Origin of the sequence: Limnohabitans lacus (genome assembly GCF_030053395.1) — a bacterium.
In the GTDB taxonomy this organism is placed as follows: domain Bacteria; phylum Pseudomonadota; class Gammaproteobacteria; order Burkholderiales; family Burkholderiaceae_C; genus Limnohabitans_A; species Limnohabitans_A lacus.
The window spans coordinates 65,476-83,128 of sequence record NZ_JASGBH010000002.1 but is presented as its reverse complement, the minus strand read 5'-3'; the positions used below and the strand labels follow the sequence as shown (position 1 = coordinate 83,128).

Here is a 17,653-nt window from a genome sequence, read left to right as displayed (position 1 = left end):
ATGACGTATTTGCGCGATGCGCTCACCGAGCGGGTGGGTGAATTCATCCAGTTGCGGCGCGACATCCACCGCCACCCTGAGTTGGCGTTCGAAGAACACCGCACCTCGGATCTGGTGGCGGCCAAGCTGCAAAGCTGGGGCTACCAAGTGCACCGGGGTCTGGGCGGCACTGGCGTGGTGGGCACCTTGCAGCGCGGCAGCAGCGAGCGCAAGCTGGGCATCCGCGCCGACATGGACGCTTTGCCCATTCAGGAAGCCACCGGCGCTGAATGGGCCAGCACCCGCCAAGGCCTGATGCATGCCTGTGGCCACGACGGCCACACCGCCATGCTGCTGGCCGCAGCCAAAGCCATCGCGCAAGCGCCTGAATTTGACGGCACGCTGAACCTGATTTTTCAGCCGGCCGAAGAAGGCGGTGGCGGCGCGGTGCGCATGATGGACGACGGCTTGTTCGAGCACCACCCTTGTGACGCGGTGTTTGCCATGCACAACATGCCGGGCATGCCGGTGGGGCATTTGGTGTTTCGCGATGGCGCGGCCATGGCCTCGAGCGATTACGCCACCATCCGCATCCACGGCACCGGTGGCCATGGCGCCATGCCACACCGAGCGGCCGACCCATTGGTGGCGGCCTCTTCCATCGTCATGGCCTTGCAAACCATCGTCTCGCGCAATGTGGACCCGCTGCACACCGCGGTGGTCACCGTGGGGGCTTTGCATGCAGGCCAGGCCAACAACGTGATCCCGGCCCTGGCCACCTTGGAGCTGAGCGTGCGCGCGCTGGACCCACAGGTGCGCCTGTTGCTGGCGCAGCGCATCAAGGCGCTGGTGACCGCGCAAGCCGAAAGCTTTGACGTGCGTGCCGAGGTGGAATGGCGACAAGGTTATTGCGTGCTGGTCAACCACCAGGCACAGACGGACTTTGCCCGCCAAGTGGCGCTCGATTTGGTGGGGCCAGAGCGCGTCACCCTGAACGGGCCGCAACTGACGGGCAGCGAAGACTTTGCCTTCATGCTGGAAAAAGTGCCGGGCAGCTATTTGCTGATCGGCAATGGCGACGGTGATTCGGCAGGCGCGTGCATGGTGCACAACCCAGCGTATGACTTCAACGATGAGAACATCGCCACGGGCAGCGCGTACTGGATCGCACTGGTGAGGGCATACCTCGCCGTATAAAATGATTGAAAACCATCGACCTTGTGTCGACATGTGATCGGGAGAGACTGCCACCGCTTGCGGCAGGCAGCGCCGAAGGAGCAACCGCCCCGGAAACTCTCAGGCCAAAGGACCGGTCACATGCCAATTCTCTGAAGAGCTGCTGGCGTTTCGTCCGCCAGTGCACCGAAGGAGCAAGCGACTCGCCGCTGTGCGTGTCGTGAATCTCTCAGGTCCTGATACAGAGGGGGCGCCACCGGCATGCGGCTTGCATGCGGTGGCCCCATCCTTTGACGTATTGGAAAGCTCATACCCATGAAAACCATCGCAGTCATTGGCGGCGGCATCACCGGTGTCACCACCGCCTATTCCCTGGCCAAACGCGGCTTTGCCGTCACCTTGTTCGAACGCCATCGCTACGCCGCGATGGAAACCTCTTTTGCCAACGGCGGCCAGCTCTCGGCCTCCAATGCCGAGGTCTGGACCCACTGGTCCACCATCCTCAAGGGCATCAAGTGGATGCTCAAAAGCGATGCGCCTTTGTTGGTCAACCCCGCACCGACCTGGCACAAGCTGTCGTGGTTTGCCGAGTTCATCGCGGCCATGCCCCATTACGAGCGCAACACCGTCGAGACCGCCCGCCTGGCCGTGGCTGCACGCCAGCACCTGTTTGCCTGGGCGCAAGAAGAAGGCATCGACTTCGACCTGAAAAAAGAAGGCATCATGCACATCTACCGTGACAAGAAGGGCTTTGACCACGCCGGTCGCGTCTCGCAAATGCTGGCCAAAGGCGGCTTGCCACGCCGCGCCGTGACGCCCGAAGAAATGAAAGCGATCGAGCCCACCTTGGCGGGCAACTATTACGGCGGCTACTTCACCGAAAGCGATTCCACCGGTGACATCCACAAGTTCACCAACGGCCTGGCCGCAGCGGCCGAGCGCTTGGGCGTGAAGACCTTGTACGGACAAGATGTGCAATCGGTGCGCAGTGACGGCCAACAAGCCGTCATCACGGTGTCTGGCGACGAAGGCAGCGTGGTGCACACCTTCGACGGCATGGTGGTGTGTGCGGGGGTGGCCAGCCGCGACTTCGCGTCGCAACTGGGTGACCGCGTCAACATCTACCCCGTCAAAGGTTATTCGATCACCGTCAACCTGAACGACGAACAAAGCCAGGCCGGGGCCCCCAACGTGAGCTTGCTCGACGACGAGACCAAACTGGTCACCAGCCGTTTGGGCCTGAACCGTTTCCGCGTGGCGGGCACGGCCGAGTTCAACGGTGTCGACCGCGACATCCGCGCCGACCGCATCCGCCCCTTGATCGAATGGGTGGAGCAGTGCTTCCCCCAAATCAACACCCGCTCGGTGGTGCCGTGGGCTGGGCTGCGCCCCATGATGCCCAACATGATGCCCCGCGTGGGCCGTGGCAGCAAAGCCAATGTGTTCTACAACACTGGCCACGGCCACCTGGGCTGGACGCTGTCGGCGGTGACCGCCGACATGGTGGGCAATGTGGTGCAAGAAGCCAGCCGCTCTGTGCAGCTGGCTGGGATGTTTCAGCCTGCCTGACGCACCCGCCAAAACAGCCAGCTGGCGATGCACAGGTTGAGCAGGTTCCACGCGATGCCATTCAAAAAGGCCGCGTGGTAACTGCCCGTCAGGTCAAACACCCAGCCTGACATCCAGCCCCCCAAGGCCATGCCCAGCAGCGTGGCCATGATGACGGCGCCCACCCGGGCGCCGGCTTCTTTGGGGTCAAAGTGTTCGCGGATGATGATCGCGTAGGCCGGCACGATGCCGCCCTGAAAAAGCCCAAACATGGCCGACACCAGGTACAGCGGCACCAAGCCATCAAACGGTAAGAACATCAGCAGCGCGACGCCCTGCAGCATGGAGCCCAGCAGCAAAGTGCGGATGCCGCCGATGCGGTCGCTGATCACGCCAAACACGAGGCGGCTGACGATGCCGCTGGCCAGCATGAGCGAGAGCATCTCGGCCCCACGCGCTGCGCCAAACCCTAAGTCGGTGCAGTAGGCCACGATGTGCACCTGCGGCATGGACATGGCCACGCAACACGCCACACCCGCCACGCACAGCAAGCCCTGCGCCACAGAAGGCTTGAGGCCAAACGGGCGGCTGCGGTCCAGCACCGGGGCGTTGGCACTGGTCGGTGTGAGGGTCACCAGCGGCGGGCGCTGGCGCATGCGTGTGGCCAGCAAAAACATGCCCACGCCACAGAAGATGCCCAGCAGGATGTAGGTCTGGCGCCAACCCAAAGTTTCGATGCCGCGCTGCACCAGCGGCGGCCAGATCGTGCCCGCGATGTAATTGCCACTGGCGCAAATGGCCACCGCAATGCCGCGTCGGCGGTTCCACCACAAAGCGGTGTCGGCCATCAAGGGCGCAAAGGTGGACGAACTGCCCACAAAACCCATCAGCGCATGCGCCAGGCCAAAAGCCCAGATGCTGCCCGACAGGCCCGCCCACACGAAGCCACAACAGACCGCCAAAGCGCCCACCCACAGCACCGGCATCAGGCCGTGCCGGTCGGCCATGCGGCCCGTGAGCAAACCGCCCAGGCCCAGACTGATCATCATCAAGGTGTAGGGCAGCGACGCATCGGCCCGGCCCACCCCAAACTCGGCCTGCACCACCGGCAGCACCACCGAGACGATGTACATGCTGCTGTTGCCCAGCACCACCAGCCCCAGCGTGACAAGCAAGCGCCACGCGGCTTGGCGGGAATCGATGAGGGACGGGTCGGCGGGCAGGGTGTTCATCGGGTCAATTTAGCCGATGAGTGGGGGTGGGTGTTGTCTTGTGCGTTACTGGACTGGCAAAAAAAAGGGCCAGCATGGCCGGCCCTTCTGAGTCATTGGCTGAAGAAAATCAGCTCAGCAGCGCATTCACCCGCTTCACATAAGCCGCAGGGTCTGCGGGCAAGCCGCCTTCGGCCAGCAGGGCTTGGTCAAACAGGATGTGGGCCAAGTCGTGGAAGTGGACCGAGCCGTCGAGCTTCTTGACCAGCGCATGCTCGGGGTTGACTTCGAGCACGGGCTTGACTTCAGGGGCTTGTTGGCCGGCTTGCTTGAGCATGCGGGCCAGTTGCATGCTCATGCCGTCGTCGGTCACCACCAAGCAGGCAGGGCTGTCCACCAGGCGGCTGGTCACGCGCACGTCTTCGGCTTTGTCTTTGAGTGCTTCCTTGAGCTTGGCCAGCACGGGCTTGAAGGTTTCGGCGGCGTCTTCGGCGGCTTTCTTTTCTTCTTCGTCTTGCAGCTTGCCCAGGTCAAACGCGCCTTTGGCCACGCTTTGCAGCGGGGTGCCATCGAACTCGTGCACAAAGTTGAGCGCCCATTCGTCCACGCGGTCGGTCATGAGCAGCACTTCGATGCCTTTTTTCTTGAAGACTTCGAGCTGTGGGCTGTTCTTGGCTGCCGCCAGCGTGTCAGCGGTGATGTAGTAGATGGCGTCTTGGCCTTCTTTCATGCGGGCTTTGTAGTCGGCAAAGCTCACACTCACGGTGTCGCTGGTGGTCGATGCAAAGCGCAGCAGCTTGGACAAGCGGTCTTTGTTGCCGAAGTCTTCGCCCAAGCCTTCTTTGAGCACCGCGCCGAACTCGGCGTAGAACTTGGTGTACTGACCGAGTTTGGCTTTGTCCTCTTCACTCAGAACGTCGGTGACTTCAGCACTCGCCTCAGGGGCCTTGTCGTGTTTGGCCAAGTCTTCCAGCATCGACAACACGCGTTTGGTGCAGCCTTCGCGGATGGCTTTCACGTCGCGGCTTTCTTGCAGCAGCTCTCGGCTCACGTTCAGGGGCAGGTCGGCGGAGTCCACCACGCCTTTCACAAAGCGCAGGTAGCTGGGCATCAGCGCTTCGGCTTCGTCCATGATGAACACGCGTTTCACATACAGCTTGATGCCGGCCTTCTTGTCGCGGTTCCACAGGTCTTGCGGGGCCTTGGATGGGATGTACAGCAGCTGGGTGTACTCGGTGCTGCCTTCCACGCGGTTGTGGGTCCAGGTCAGCGGGGCTTCAAAGTCGCGGCTGATCTGTTTGTAGAAGTCGGCGTATTGCTCGTCGGTGATGTCTTTCTTGGGGCGGGTCCACAAGGCGCTGGCTTTGTTGATGGTTTCCCACTCGCCGGTCTTGACCATGCCGCCGGGTTTGCGGCCACCGTTTTCGTCGTTCGGGTCGATCAGCTCGCCGTCTTGCCACTCTTCCTTTTCCATCAAGATGGGCAGGCTGATGTGGTCGGAGTATTTGCCGACGATTTCCTTGAGCTTCCAGGTGTTGGCGTACTCCAGCGCTTCTTCGCGCAGGTGCAAGATCACGCTGGTGCCGCGCTCAGCACGGGTGATGGTCTCGACCTCGAAGTCGCCCGTGCCACCGCTGATCCAGCGCACGCCTTCGGCCGCTGCTGCGCCTGCACGGCGGGTTTCGACGGTGATTTTTTCCGCGACGATGAAGCCCGAATAAAAGCCCACACCGAACTGGCCGATCAGCTGCGCATCCGACTTTTGATCGCCGCTCAACTTGCTCATGAAGTCCTTGGTGCCGCTCTTGGCGATCGTGCCCAGGTGGTCAATGGCTTCTTGCGCCGTCATGCCGATGCCGTTGTCGGTGATGGTGAGCGTCTTGGCGGCTTTGTCGAAGGACAGGCGCACTTGCAAGTCAGGTGCGTCTTCGTACAGGCCGTTGTTGTTGAGCGCTTCAAAGCGCAGCTTGTCGCAGGCGTCCGAGGCATTCGAGATCAGCTCGCGCAGAAAAATCTCTTGGTTGGAATACAGCGAGTGGGTGACCAGGTGCAGCAGTTGTGCGACTTCGGCCTGAAAGGCATGGGTTTGCTTGCTCATATCGATTCAAAAGGTAAAAAAAAAGATCAAAAAACCAAAACGCCCCGCAGTTGGGGGCGTCTGGCGGGGTTTCAAGAGGGGTTTATTTGGACAAGCTGCCCACTTCCTTGTTCCAGCGCTCCAGCAGGCGGCGACGCTCGGCGGATTTGCCGTATTTTTCAAAGTCGTACTTGATCAGGCGCACGCTGTCCATGGACGGGATGCGCGGGTCAGGTTTGAAGGTTTTGTTGGCCGGGCTTTGCAAGCTGTCGGCTTTGGCGCCGATGCTTTGGCCTGCGGGGCTCATGAGCCAGTCGTAATAGCGTTTGGCGTTGGCCGCGTTGCGTGCGCCTTTGACCATGGCGATGCCACCGATTTCGTAGCTGGTGCCTTCGCAGGGGGCGGTGGTGGCCACGGGGTATTTGTTGAAGCGCCAGCCGTCAAAACCAAAGATGAAGCTGATGCCCACTGCCACTTCGCCTTTGGCCACGCTGGGCGCTTGGGCGGTGCCGCTGCGGGTGTATTGGGTCACGTTTTTATGCAGGGCCTTCATGTACTCAAAAGCCGCGTCTTCACCCATCAGCTGCACCAAGCCGGCCAGGATGGTGTAGGCCGTGCCGCTGGATGCGGGGTGTGAAATTTCCACCTCGCCTTTGTAGATCGGCTTGATCACATCTGACCAGCACTTGGGCTCAGGCAGCTTCTTTTTCTTGAGCAGTTCGGTGTTCCAGCCAAAGCCAATCGCGCTGGTGTAGAAGCCGCCCACCATGTTTTGCGTCATGGCGTATTGGCGCACGCTCCAGCCGTGCAGGTCGTTCAGGTAGTCGGGCCGGTAGGGCGCCAGCAGGCCGATTTCTGCGGCTTGCAAAAACGGATCGCCCGTGCCGCCCCACCAGAGGTCGGTCTTGGGGTTGGCCGCTTCGGCGCGCAATTGCGCCAGGGCTTCGCCGGTGGCTTTGCGGGTTTGGTTGACGGTGATGCCGGTGGCCTTGGTGAATTCCTTGGCGGCCATTTCGCACCAAGTCTGGTCGGTGCTGCAAATCGCGTTGAGGCTGCCGGTTTGGGCGGATGCCGTACCGACGTACAGAGCGGCGCAGGTGAACAAGGCGGCTGTGAACTTCAAGGACATGGCGCGTCTCCAGAATGTGTGGGTGAGCTTTGTCGGGGCTAAAGCCACCGACCTACGGCTCATTGCTTCGGCGTATTTGCAGGTCGGCAGCTTCAGCGCCGACATGGTGTTCTTCGACAGGCATCCAAGCACCATCAAAACGATTCGTTCGGCCCCAAATACCGCCATGTGCCGGCTGGCATTTGTCCCAGCTGCACACCGCCCATGCGGATGCGCTTGAGGCCGACCACCTTCAGGCCGACTTGCTCGCACATGCGGCGAATCTGGCGCTTCTTGCCTTCGGTCAGCACAAAGCGCAGCTGCTCGGGGTTTTGCCACTCCACCTTGGCGGGCTTGAGCGGCTTGCCGTCCAGGCTCAGGCCATGGCGCAGGCGCTCCAGTTGTGCTTTGGGAAAGACCGCTTGCACATTGCTGGTCACGCGGTCGTTGTCCTCGATGCTGCTCAGTTGCGTGGCCTTGCCGCCATAGGTGGCGGATGCGGCCGATGCGGCGGCGGTGTTCTCGTGGCCGGTGTAGGCCACGCGCACCAAATACTCTTTCTCCATCTCGGAGTCTTCGCCGATCAACTGACGTGCCACGCGGCCGTCTTGCGTCAGCACCAACAGGCCGGTGGAGTCGATGTCCAGTCGCCCAGCAGGCGCCAAGTTGCGCAGATGGGGCGGCGTGAAGCGCATCTTGGACGGGTCGCCCATCCAGTGGCTGCGCGGGTTGATCAGGGTGATGGCGGGCTGGTGTCCGTCTTCGGCCTGGCCGCTCACATAGCCCATGGGCTTGTGCAAGAGGATGGTCACCTGTCGCTCTTGTTGCAGCTCGGCCGCTTTGTCCACCGTGATGCGGTCCGACAGCGAGACCTGCTGGCCCATGCTGGCCACTTGGCCGTTGACGAAAACCCAGCCTTGCTCGATCCAGGCATCGGCCTCGCGGCGCGAGCACATGCGCAGCTCGGCCATGCGTTTGTTCAGGCGCGAGGTGCCGCTGGGTGCGGCCGCTTCGCCTTTGCCTTCGGGTCGAGGGGCGCGTTTGAAAACCGGGGGCTGGGTCATGTCGTGGCAGGGAAAAAGAAGTTGAGCGATTGTCCGCTGTTTTGAGTGGGTGCAGTTTGCAGGTCCCTGCACAAAATAGGGGGTCATGGTTTGCAGGCATTCGTCGGGGCTGAAGCTGCCGCCCTGCAAATACTGTTTCTGTAGGTCGGCAGCTTCAGCGCCGACATGTGTTTGTGGCTCGCAAGCGTTTCACAAGAACTGGGCTGTACGCAGGCCCTGCAAATCCAAAATCCGCAGCCCGCCGTATTCCACCCGGATGAGCTGACGCTCTTCGAGCACTTTGAGCGCTTCATTGACCCGCTGGCGAGACAGGCCCACCAGGTAGGCGAGCTCTTGCTGGGTGATGCGCAACACCTCGCCCACACCCGAAAACAGCACCGGGTTGAACAGCGTGGCCAGGTTGCGCGCCAGGCGCAGCTCGGGGTTGTTCATGCGGTCAAGCTCGCGGGCGGCAATGAATTGGCCCAAACGCTCGTTGAGCTGGTTCATGATGAAGCGGTTAAAGCCCAGCGAGTGGTCGATCAGCCAATGGAAAGTCTCCACCGGCAAGCCCGCCACCACGCTGGCCCGCAGGGGCTGGATGTTGTAGCGGTAGACCTCCCGCTTGAGGGCGGTGCCCTCGCCAAACCAGCCGCCGGGCGGCACGCCGGTGAAGGTCATGGTCTGGCCGCTTTCGTTGTCGCTGCTCATCTTGAGCAGGCCTGAGACCACGCCAAACCAATAGGTGGCAGGACGCCCCACACGGCACACATAGTCGCCCGGCTGCGGGTCGCTGACGACCAACTCGGACTCGATCTGTTGGCGTTCGCTGGGGGTCAGCAAAGCCAGCCAGGGAATGCTGGCCAATTCATCGGTTGTCGGGCTGCGGCGGCGTTGGTGAACGCTGGGGGTGGTGGCCATGGCGGTGTCAGACTCAGGTCAGTTGTGCTAGGGGTCTTCCCTGAATTGTCGTTGAAACGACAACATAACGTCAAATGACCTCCTACGATCCGTCCCAGTTCAGCTGCAGCCACTTTTGCTGCAGCGCTTTTGGAGACAGGCTACGTGATGCAAACAACGTTTCCCCGATTGATGCTCAAGCATGCTGCCGAGCGCCCCAGCGCGCCGGCCTTGCGTGAAAAAGAATATGGCATTTGGCAGACCACCCCTTGGGCGGACTTGGCCAAAATGGTCGAGGCCATCGCCTGCGGCTTGCACCAAGCTGGCTTGCAGCGTGGCGAGCACATGGTCATCGTGGGCTCCAACCGCCCCCGCTTGTCGGCCACCATGTTGGCCGCGCAGTCGCTGGGCGCCATTCCCGTCAACCTGTACCAGGACGCCGCAGCCCCTGAGTGCGTGTTCCCGATCAACAACGCCGAAGTGCGTTTTTGCGTGGTGGAAGACCAAGAACAAGTCGACAAGATGCTGGAAGTGCGCGAGCAATGCCCGCAGCTGGGTCACATCTTTTATGACGATCCACGCGGCCTGCGCAACTACGTCGAGGACGGCCTGGGCTCGGTGGACGAGTTGATTGCCGCCGGTCAGGTGTTCATGGCGCAGCATCCCCAGTTTTTCCACCTCGAAGTGGAAAAGGGCGTGGGCGACGATGTGGCCGCGATGTTCTTCACCTCGGGCACCACCGGCAACCCCAAGGGCGTGGTGCACACGCACAGCACCTTGATCGACCGTGCCGACGCGGGCGCCGAGTTCGACAAGCTGACCAGCGCCGAAGACGTGCTGGCTTACATGCCGCCGGCCTGGATCGGTCAGAACATCTTCAGCTACGCGCAGTGGTTGGTGTGTGGTTACGTGGTCAACTGCCCTGAGTCGTCCGCCACAGTGACCATCGACCTGAAAGAAATCGGCCCGACCTACTACTTCGCACCCCCCCGGGTGTTTGAAGGCATGCTCACCAGCGTGATGATCCGCATGGAAGATGCAGGCTCGTTCAAGCGCAAGATGTTCCACGCCTTCATGAACGTGGCCAAGAAAGTGGGACCCGCTTTGATGGACGGCCAATCGGTCGGTTTGGTGGACCGCATCAAATACGCCATCGGCAACCTGATGGTGTACGGCCCGCTGCGCAACAACCTGGGTTTCAGCCGCGTGCGCGTGGCCTACACCGCGGGTGAAGCCATTGGCCCTGACCTGTTCACCTTCTATCGCTCCATCGGTGTGAACATCAAGCAGCTGTACGGCTCGACCGAGACCGCTGTGTTCGTGTGCCTGCAGCCCGACAACGAAGCGCGTGCCGACACCGTGGGTGTGCCATGCAAGGGTGTGGAAATCAAAGTGGCCGACAACGGCGAGATCTTGGTCAGGTCGCCCGGCTTGCTCAAAGGCTATTACAAAAACCCCGAAGCCACCGCAGAAGTGTTGACCGCCGATGGCTGGTACCACACCAGCGATGCCGGCTTCATCGACAGCCACGGCCACTTGAAGATCATTGACCGCGTCAAAGACGTGGGCCGCCTCCAAGGTGGTGCCAACGACGGCGCGATGTTCGCCCCCAAGTACGTCGAGAACAAACTCAAGTTCTTCCCCTTCATCAAGGAAGTGGTGGCGTATGGCGATCAACGCGAGAAAGCTTGCGTGATGGTCAACATCGACTTCGACGCCGTGGGCAACTGGGCCGAGCGCCGCAACCTGCCGTATGCCGGCTACACCGACTTGGCCCAAAAGCCCGAGGTGTATGAGTTGATCAAGGATTGCGTTGAGAAGGTCAACGCCGATCTGGCCGAAGACGCTTTGTTGGCGGGCAGCCAAGTCAGCCGATTCTTGGTCTTGCACAAAGAGCTGGATGCAGACGATGGCGAGTTGACCCGCACCAACAAGGTCCGTCGCGGCTTCATTGCCGACAAATACAAACCGCTGGTCGATGGCCTGTATGAAGGCAAAACCGAGCAGTTCATTGAAACCGTCGTCAAGTTTGAAGACGGTCGCACCGGCAGCGTGAGCGCCACGCTCAAGATTTCCGATGCGAAGACATTCACCCCTGTGAAGGCAGCAGCATGAGCAAGGTCATTGGTGACGTCATCCTCGACGTCCAGAACATCAGCCTGAGATTCGGTGGCGTCAAGGCGCTGACCGATATTTCATTCAACGTCAAAGAGCACGAGATCCGCTCGATCATTGGCCCCAACGGGGCCGGCAAGAGCTCGATGCTCAACTGCATCAACGGCGTGTACACGCCGCAAGAAGGCTCGATCACTTTCCGTGGCCAACAGTTTGACCACATGAACAGCCGTCAGGTCGCTGAGATGGGCATTGCCCGGACCTTCCAGAACCTGGCTTTGTTCAAGGGCATGAGCGTGATCGACAACATCATGACCGGCCGCAACCTGCAAATCAAAAGCAATATTTTGATGCAGGCCTTGCGCGTGGGCCCTGCCCAGCGCGAAGAAGAAGCGCACCGCGAGAAGGTCGAGCACATCATCGACTTCCTCGAAATTCAAGCTTTCCGCAAAACCCCTGTGGGCCAGCTGCCCTACGGCTTGCAAAAGCGCGTGGACTTGGGCCGCGCCCTGGCCATGGAGCCGCAAGTGTTGCTGCTCGACGAGCCCATGGCGGGCATGAACCTGGAAGAAAAACAGGACATGTGCCGCTTCATCCTGGACGTGAACGACGAGTTCGGCACAACCATCGTGCTGATCGAGCACGACATGGGTGTGGTGATGGACATTTCGGACCGCGTGGTCGTGCTCGACTACGGCAAAAAAATCGGTGATGGCGAACCCGAAGAAGTGCGCAACAACGAAGACGTGATCCGTGCCTATCTCGGCACGAGCCACTGAGGAGACAAGAACATGGCATTTTTTCTGGAAGCTCTTTTTGGCGGCCTCATGGCGGGCATGCTGTACGCCTTGGTGGCCCTTGGCTTTGTGCTGATTTTCAAGGCCTCGGGTGTTTTCAACTTTGCGCAAGGCGCCATGGTGCTGTTTGCCGCATTGGCCATGGCCCGCTTTGCCGAGTGGATCCCGGTTTGGTTGGGCTTGGACAACAAATTCCTGGGCAATTTGCTGGCCTTCATCTGTGCCGCTGCGCTGATGTTTGTGTTGGCCTCTTTGATTGAAAAACTGGTCTTGCGCCATTTGGTCAACCAAGAAGGCGTGACCCTGTTGATGGCCACTTTGGGCATCACTTACTTCCTCGACGGTTTGGGTCAGACGATCTTTGGCAGCGACATTTACAAAATCGATGTGGGCATGCCCAAGGATCCGATTTTCTTGTTGGATTCGATTTTTGAAGGCGGTGTTCTGGTCAACTTGGAAGATGTTTACGCTGCTTGCATCGCCGCATTGTTGGTGGTGGTTCTGTCCCTGTTCTTCCAAAAAACCAGCACGGGTCGTGCTCTGCGCGCTGTGGCGGATGACCACCAGGCAGCGCAGTCGATCGGTATTCCACTCAACCGCATCTGGGTCATTGTCTGGTTTGTGGCCGGTATCACCGCGCTGGTGGCCGGCATCATCTGGGGCTCCAAGATGGGGGTGCAGTTCTCGCTGACCACCGTGGCTTTGCGTGCCTTGCCGGTGATCATTTTGGGCGGTCTGACTTCGGTGCCCGGCGCCATCATCGGCGGCCTGATCATCGGTGTCGGCGAAAAACTCTCCGAGGTTTACATCGGCCCCATGGTCGGTGGCGGTATTGAAATCTGGTTTGCTTATGTGCTGGCGCTGGTGTTCTTGCTGTTCCGTCCGCAAGGCCTGTTTGGCGAAAAAATCATTGACCGCGTGTAAGGAGATTCATCATGTTTTACAGAGAAAACGGTCAATTCAAAACCACCTACCGCAAAGACCAGCAGATCTTTGCGATTGCCCAAGACCGCTGGGCCATCCTGGCACTCGTCGCGTTTGCTTTCATCGGTGTGCCGATGCTGGTGGACGAGTACATGTACCGCGCCATCCTGATCCCATTTTTGATTTTGTCTTTGGCAGCCCTGGGTGTGAACATCCTGGTCGGTTACTGCGGTCAGATTTCGCTCGGCTCAGGCGCTTTCATGGCGGTGGGGGCCTACATGGCCTACAACACCTACATCCGAATTGATGGCATGCCTTTGATCTTGGCGCTGTTGTCCGGTGGCTTCTTTGCAACGCTGGTGGGTATCTTCTTTGGTGTGCCCAGTTTGCGCGTCAAAGGGCTGTACCTGGCTGTGGCGACGTTGGCTGCGCAATTCTTTTGCGACTGGGCATTCTTGCGCGTGGGTTGGTTCACCAACAACAACGCCTCCGGTTCGGTGTCCGTGTCCAATTTGAATGTGTTCGGCTTGGGCATCGATACCCCACTGGAAAAGTATTTGTTCTGCTTGAGCTTCTTGGTCGTGTTTGGCTTGCTGGCCAAAAACCTGGTGCGTTCGGCGATCGGTCGTGAGTGGATGGCCATCCGCGACATGGACGTGGCTGCTGCCGTGATCGGCATCCGCCCGGTCTACGCCAAACTCAGTGCGTTTGCCGTGAGCTCATTCATTGTGGGCGTGGCGGGTGCCTTGTGGGGCTTTGTGCACCTGGGCTCGTGGGAGCCAGCGGCGTTTTCGATCGACCGCTCGTTCCAGCTGCTCTTCATGGTCATCATTGGCGGCATGGGCTCCATCATGGGCAGCTTCTTCGGCGCTGCGTTCATTGTGATCTTGCCCATCTTCTTGAACCAGTTCCTGCCCGCATTGGGGGCTGTTTTCGGTGTCGAAATTTCGACCGCCACCGTGTCCCACACCGAGTACATGATCTTTGGCGCCTTGATTGTCTGGTTCTTGATCGTCGAGCCGCATGGCTTGGCCAAACTGTGGTCTGTGGCCAAACAAAAATTGCGCCTGTGGCCCTTCCCTCATTGATTCCAAGTGTTTTTCCCAAGTGCTTCCACCTACTTTTAACAGGAGACAAACCATGAAGCTTCGTCAACTCGCCCTCGCCACCACGGTGGCTGCTGCAGGCCTTGCCAGTGCGCTGGTCAGCACTGTGGCAACGGCTCAAACCAAAGAGCAGTTCTTCCCCGTGTTGGTGTACCGCACCGGCGCTTACGCCCCCAATGGCGTGCCGTTTGCCAACGGCTACGTCGATTACCTCAAGCTGGTCAATGCCCGCGGCGGTATCAACGGCGTGAAAGCCTCTTTTGAAGAGTGCGAAACCGGCTACGCCACCGACCGTGGTGTGGAGTGCTATGAGCGCCTGAAAGGCAAGAACGGCGGCGCGACCGTGTTCCAGCCTTTGTCCACCGGCATCACTTTTGCGCTGACCGAAAAAGCCCCCAACGACAAAATCCCCTTGATCACTGCAGGCTATGGCCGCAGCGAGTCGGCTGACGGTGGCGTGTTCAAGTGGAACTTCCCCTTGGCCGGCACTTACTGGGTGGCTGGCGACGTGATCATGCAAGACATCGCCAAGAAACTCGGCGGCGCTGACAAGCTCAAGGGCAAGCACATCGCTTTGGTCTACCACGACAGCCCATTCGGCAAAGAAGCCATCCCAATTTTGCAAGAGCATGCCGCCATGAGTGGCTTCAAGCTGAGCTTGCTGCCTGTGACGCACCCAGGCGTGGAGCAGAAATCCACCTGGTTGCAAATCCGCCAGAGCCGTCCCGACTATGTCGTCAACTGGGGCTGGGGTGTGATGAACTCCACCTTGCTCAAGGAAGCACAAGCTACCGGTTACCCCCGCGAGAAGATCTATGGCGTCTGGTGGGCTGGTGCCGAGCCTGATGTCAAAGACGTTGGCATGGGCGCCAAAGGCTACAACGCCATCACCATGCAGCACGGCGTGGAAAAAGGCTCTGCAGTGGTCAAGGAAGTGCTCGAGAAGTTGCACGCCAAAGGCCAAGGCACCGGCCCCAAGGATGAAGTGGGCGAAGTGCTTTACATGCGCGGCTTGTTCAGCGCCATGTTCGCTGTGGAAGGTGTTCGCCAAGCACAAGAGCGCTTTGGCAAAGGCAAGGTCATGACCGGTGAGCAAGCCCGTTGGGGTTATGAAAACCTGAACCTGACCCAGCCCAAGCTGGATGCGTTGGGCTTCAAGGGCGTGCTGCGTCCTGTGTCGACTTCCTGCGCTGATCACATGGGCGCCAACTGGGCCCGTATCCACACATGGAACGGCAGCAAGTGGGAGTTCTCCAGCGACTGGTACCAGGCCGATGAGCAAATCATCAAGCCCATGGTCAAGGCCGCTGCTGACAAGTACGCTGCTGAAAAGAAAATCACACGCCGCACCGCTGCGGACTGCCAGTCCTGATGGCATCTGACCCCGCCGCGCAAGCGGTGGGGCGGTGGCTGCATGCTGCAGCCACCAAATGAAAGCCTCGAGAGAGATTCCTTCGGCGCTTTCATTTGGGCAAACCCTGGAAAGTTGAATAGGCAAAGACCATGAGCGAAAAAAACATTGTTCTGAACGTCAACGGCATTGAAGTCATTTACAACCACGTGATCTTGGTGCTCAAGGGCGTGTCCCTGCAAGTGCCCGAGCAAGGCATCGTGGCATTGCTCGGCGGCAACGGCGCCGGCAAAACCACCACACTGCGTGCGATCTCCAACTTGCTCAAGGGCGAGCGCGGTGAAGTGACCAAGGGCTCCATCGAGTTGCGCGGTGAGCGCATCGAGAACCTCTCGCCCGCCGATCTGGTCAACCGCGGTGTGGTGCAGGTCATGGAAGGCCGCCACTGCTTTGCCCACCTGAGCATTGAAGAAAACCTGATGACCGGCAGCTACACCCGCACCGACAAGGGCGAGATCGCGGCCAACCTCGAGAAGGTCTACAACTACTTCCCACGTCTGAAGACCCGCCGCACCTCGCAAGCGGCCTACACCTCGGGCGGTGAGCAGCAAATGTGCGCCATCGGTCGCGCCCTGATGTCCAACCCCAACATGGTCTTGCTCGACGAGCCTTCCATGGGCTTGGCGCCACAAATCGTGGAAGAGGTGTTCAACATCGTGAAAGACTTGAACGAGAAGGAAAAAGTCACCTTCTTGATCGCCGAGCAGAACACCAACATGGCCCTGAAATACGCCGACTACGGCTACATCATGGAGTCTGGCCGCGTGGTGATGGACGGCGCTGCCGAATACCTGCGCACCAACGAAGACGTCAAGGAGTTCTACCTGGGCGTGGGCGGTGGCGAGCGCAAGAGCTTCAAGGACGTGAAGAGCTACAAGCGCCGCAAGCGCTGGTTGGCCTAATGCTTTCTGTGCGCCCTTTTGCCGCCCCTCTCCCAGCAGTTCCCCCGAAAGAATTTCATGTCCCAGCACTTTGATGCCTTGGAAACGCGCGACCCGCAAGTTCGTGAAGCCGCCTTGATGGCCGCTTTGCCTGCACAGATTGCGCATGCCCAAGTCCACGCCCCTGCATTTGCCCAATTGCTCCAGGGTGTGGATGCCGCCAAAGTCAACAGCCGCGCCGCGCTGGCCCAATTGCCGGTGATCCGCAAGTACGAATTGCTCGAGCGCCAAAAGGCTTCGCGTGCAGCCGGTGGCAGCGTGTTTGGTGGCTTCAGCGCTTTGGGCTTTGGCAAGGGCATGACCCGCGTTTTCGCCAGCCCCGGCACGATCTACGAACCCGAAGGCACCCGTGGCGACTACTGGCGCATGGCACGGGCCATGTTTGCAGCAGGCTTTCGCCCCGGCGAGCTGATCCACAACAGCTTCAGCTACCACTTCACGCCAGCGGGCTCCATGATGGAAACCGGCGCACACGCCCTGGGCTGCACCGTGTTCCCCGGTGGCACGGGCCAGACCGAACAACAAGTTGGCGCCATGGCCGAGCTGCAGCCAGCGGGCTACATCGGCACGCCCAGCTTTTTGAAAATCATCCTTGAAAAAGCCGCCGAGCAAGGCGTGGCTTTGCCCAGCGTGCGCAAGGCCTTGGTGTCGGGTGAAGCTTTTCCGCCCAGCCTGCGCGACTGGATGGCCGAGCGCGGCGTGGCCGGTTACCAGTGCTACGCCACGGCCGACCTGGGCTTGATCGCTTATGAAACCTCGGCCCGCGAAGGCCTGGTGCTGGACGAAGGCGTGATCGTCGAGATCGTGCGCCCCGGCACGGGTGACCCCGTGCCTGAAGGCGAAGTGGGCGAGTTGGTCGTGACCAGCCTCAACCCCGATTACCCCCTGATCCGCTTTGGCACGGGTGACTTGTCGGCCATCTTGCCCGGCACTTGCCCCACAGGCCGCACCAACCAGCGCATCAAAGGCTGGATGGGCCGCGCCGACCAAACCACCAAAGTGCGCGGCATGTTTGTGCACCCCGGCCAGGTGGCCGAGATCGTCAAGCGATTTGCAGAAGTCAGCAAAGCCCGCTTGGTGGTGAGCGGAGAGATGGCCAACGACCAAATGGCCTTGCGCGTGGAAACCGCCAACACGGCGGACGATGCCCTCAAGACCCGCATTGCAGACGCCGTGCGCGACGTGACCAAGCTGCGCGGCGATGTGCAGTTGGTGGCCGTGGGCAGTTTGGCCAACGATGGCAAAGTCATCGAAGACGCACGCAGCTACCAGTGAGTGCTGCTTGGCCCTGCCCCCAGTAGGGCCAAGTCATTAGGG

At 60.2% G+C, this 17,653-nt stretch carries 14 protein-coding genes and 1 riboswitch; of the genes, 9 read left to right on the top strand and 5 right to left on the bottom strand.

The features are described from left to right. The gene (locus QLQ16_RS02940) at window positions 1-1,176 is read left to right on the top strand and encodes a M20 aminoacylase family protein (protein ID WP_283223194.1); all 1,176 of its coding nucleotides are present in this window, start codon (window positions 1-3) and stop codon (window positions 1,174-1,176) included. Between the two features lie 28 nt (window positions 1,177-1,204). Next, window positions 1,205-1,301, top strand: a riboswitch (glycine riboswitch). Window positions 1,302-1,470: 169 nt separating this feature from the next. Further along, window positions 1,471-2,724: a D-amino acid dehydrogenase gene (locus QLQ16_RS02935; RefSeq protein WP_283223193.1), complete on the top strand. Its 1,254-nt coding sequence runs from the start codon at window positions 1,471-1,473 to the stop codon at window positions 2,722-2,724. Here QLQ16_RS02935 and QLQ16_RS02930 read toward each other — a convergent pair. The 5 genes from QLQ16_RS02930 to QLQ16_RS02910 all read right to left on the bottom strand — a co-directional run bounded on the left by QLQ16_RS02930 (window position 2,712) and on the right by QLQ16_RS02910 (window position 9,063). Next, window positions 2,712-3,935, bottom strand: a complete 1,224-nt coding sequence (locus QLQ16_RS02930) for an MFS transporter (protein ID WP_283223192.1) — start codon at window positions 3,933-3,935, stop codon at window positions 2,712-2,714. The genes QLQ16_RS02935 and QLQ16_RS02930 overlap by 13 nt on opposite strands. A 109-nt stretch (window positions 3,936-4,044) precedes the next feature. After that, window positions 4,045-6,012: a molecular chaperone HtpG gene (gene htpG / locus QLQ16_RS02925; protein WP_283223191.1), complete on the bottom strand. Its 1,968-nt coding sequence runs from the start codon at window positions 6,010-6,012 to the stop codon at window positions 4,045-4,047. A gap of 82 nt (window positions 6,013-6,094) precedes the next feature. Next, complete coding sequence (locus QLQ16_RS02920) at window positions 6,095-7,120, bottom strand: ABC transporter substrate-binding protein (RefSeq protein WP_283223190.1); 1,026 nt, start codon at window positions 7,118-7,120, stop codon at window positions 6,095-6,097. Window positions 7,121-7,254: 134 nt separating this feature from the next. Further along, window positions 7,255-8,163: a pseudouridine synthase gene (locus QLQ16_RS02915; protein WP_283223189.1), complete on the bottom strand. Its 909-nt coding sequence runs from the start codon at window positions 8,161-8,163 to the stop codon at window positions 7,255-7,257. 189 nt (window positions 8,164-8,352) lie between these two features. After that, window positions 8,353-9,063, bottom strand: a complete 711-nt coding sequence (locus QLQ16_RS02910; RefSeq protein ID WP_283223188.1) for a Crp/Fnr family transcriptional regulator — start codon at window positions 9,061-9,063, stop codon at window positions 8,353-8,355. 147 nt (window positions 9,064-9,210) lie between these two features. Here QLQ16_RS02910 and QLQ16_RS02905 point away from each other — a divergent pair, with 147 nt between their 5' ends. The 7 genes from QLQ16_RS02905 (at window position 9,211) to QLQ16_RS02875 (ending at window position 17,611) form a co-directional block, all read left to right on the top strand. Beyond that, window positions 9,211-11,157 carry an AMP-dependent synthetase/ligase gene (locus QLQ16_RS02905; RefSeq protein ID WP_283223187.1) on the top strand — a complete coding sequence of 649 codons (1,947 nt, stop codon included), beginning with the start codon at window positions 9,211-9,213 and terminating at the stop codon, window positions 11,155-11,157. Beyond that, window positions 11,154-11,936, top strand: a complete 783-nt coding sequence (locus QLQ16_RS02900) for an ABC transporter ATP-binding protein (RefSeq protein ID WP_283223186.1) — start codon at window positions 11,154-11,156, stop codon at window positions 11,934-11,936. The genes QLQ16_RS02905 and QLQ16_RS02900 overlap by 4 nt, the downstream gene beginning before the upstream one ends. Window positions 11,937-11,948: 12 nt before the next feature. Next, window positions 11,949-12,878 carry a branched-chain amino acid ABC transporter permease gene (locus tag QLQ16_RS02895; RefSeq protein ID WP_283223185.1) on the top strand — a complete coding sequence of 310 codons (930 nt, stop codon included), beginning with the start codon at window positions 11,949-11,951 and terminating at the stop codon, window positions 12,876-12,878. An 11-nt stretch (window positions 12,879-12,889) separates the two neighbouring features. Further along, window positions 12,890-13,966 carry a branched-chain amino acid ABC transporter permease gene (locus QLQ16_RS02890; protein WP_283223184.1) on the top strand — a complete coding sequence of 359 codons (1,077 nt, stop codon included), beginning with the start codon at window positions 12,890-12,892 and terminating at the stop codon, window positions 13,964-13,966. 52 nt (window positions 13,967-14,018) lie between these two features. After that, window positions 14,019-15,356: an ABC transporter substrate-binding protein gene (locus QLQ16_RS02885; RefSeq protein ID WP_283223183.1), complete on the top strand. Its 1,338-nt coding sequence runs from the start codon at window positions 14,019-14,021 to the stop codon at window positions 15,354-15,356. Window positions 15,357-15,487: 131 nt separating this feature from the next. Next, window positions 15,488-16,297, top strand: a complete 810-nt coding sequence (locus QLQ16_RS02880) for an ABC transporter ATP-binding protein (RefSeq protein ID WP_108326976.1) — start codon at window positions 15,488-15,490, stop codon at window positions 16,295-16,297. A gap of 57 nt (window positions 16,298-16,354) precedes the next feature. Continuing rightward, window positions 16,355-17,611: a phenylacetate--CoA ligase family protein gene (locus QLQ16_RS02875; protein ID WP_283223182.1), complete on the top strand. Its 1,257-nt coding sequence runs from the start codon at window positions 16,355-16,357 to the stop codon at window positions 17,609-17,611. Window positions 17,612-17,653 lie beyond the last annotated feature (42 nt).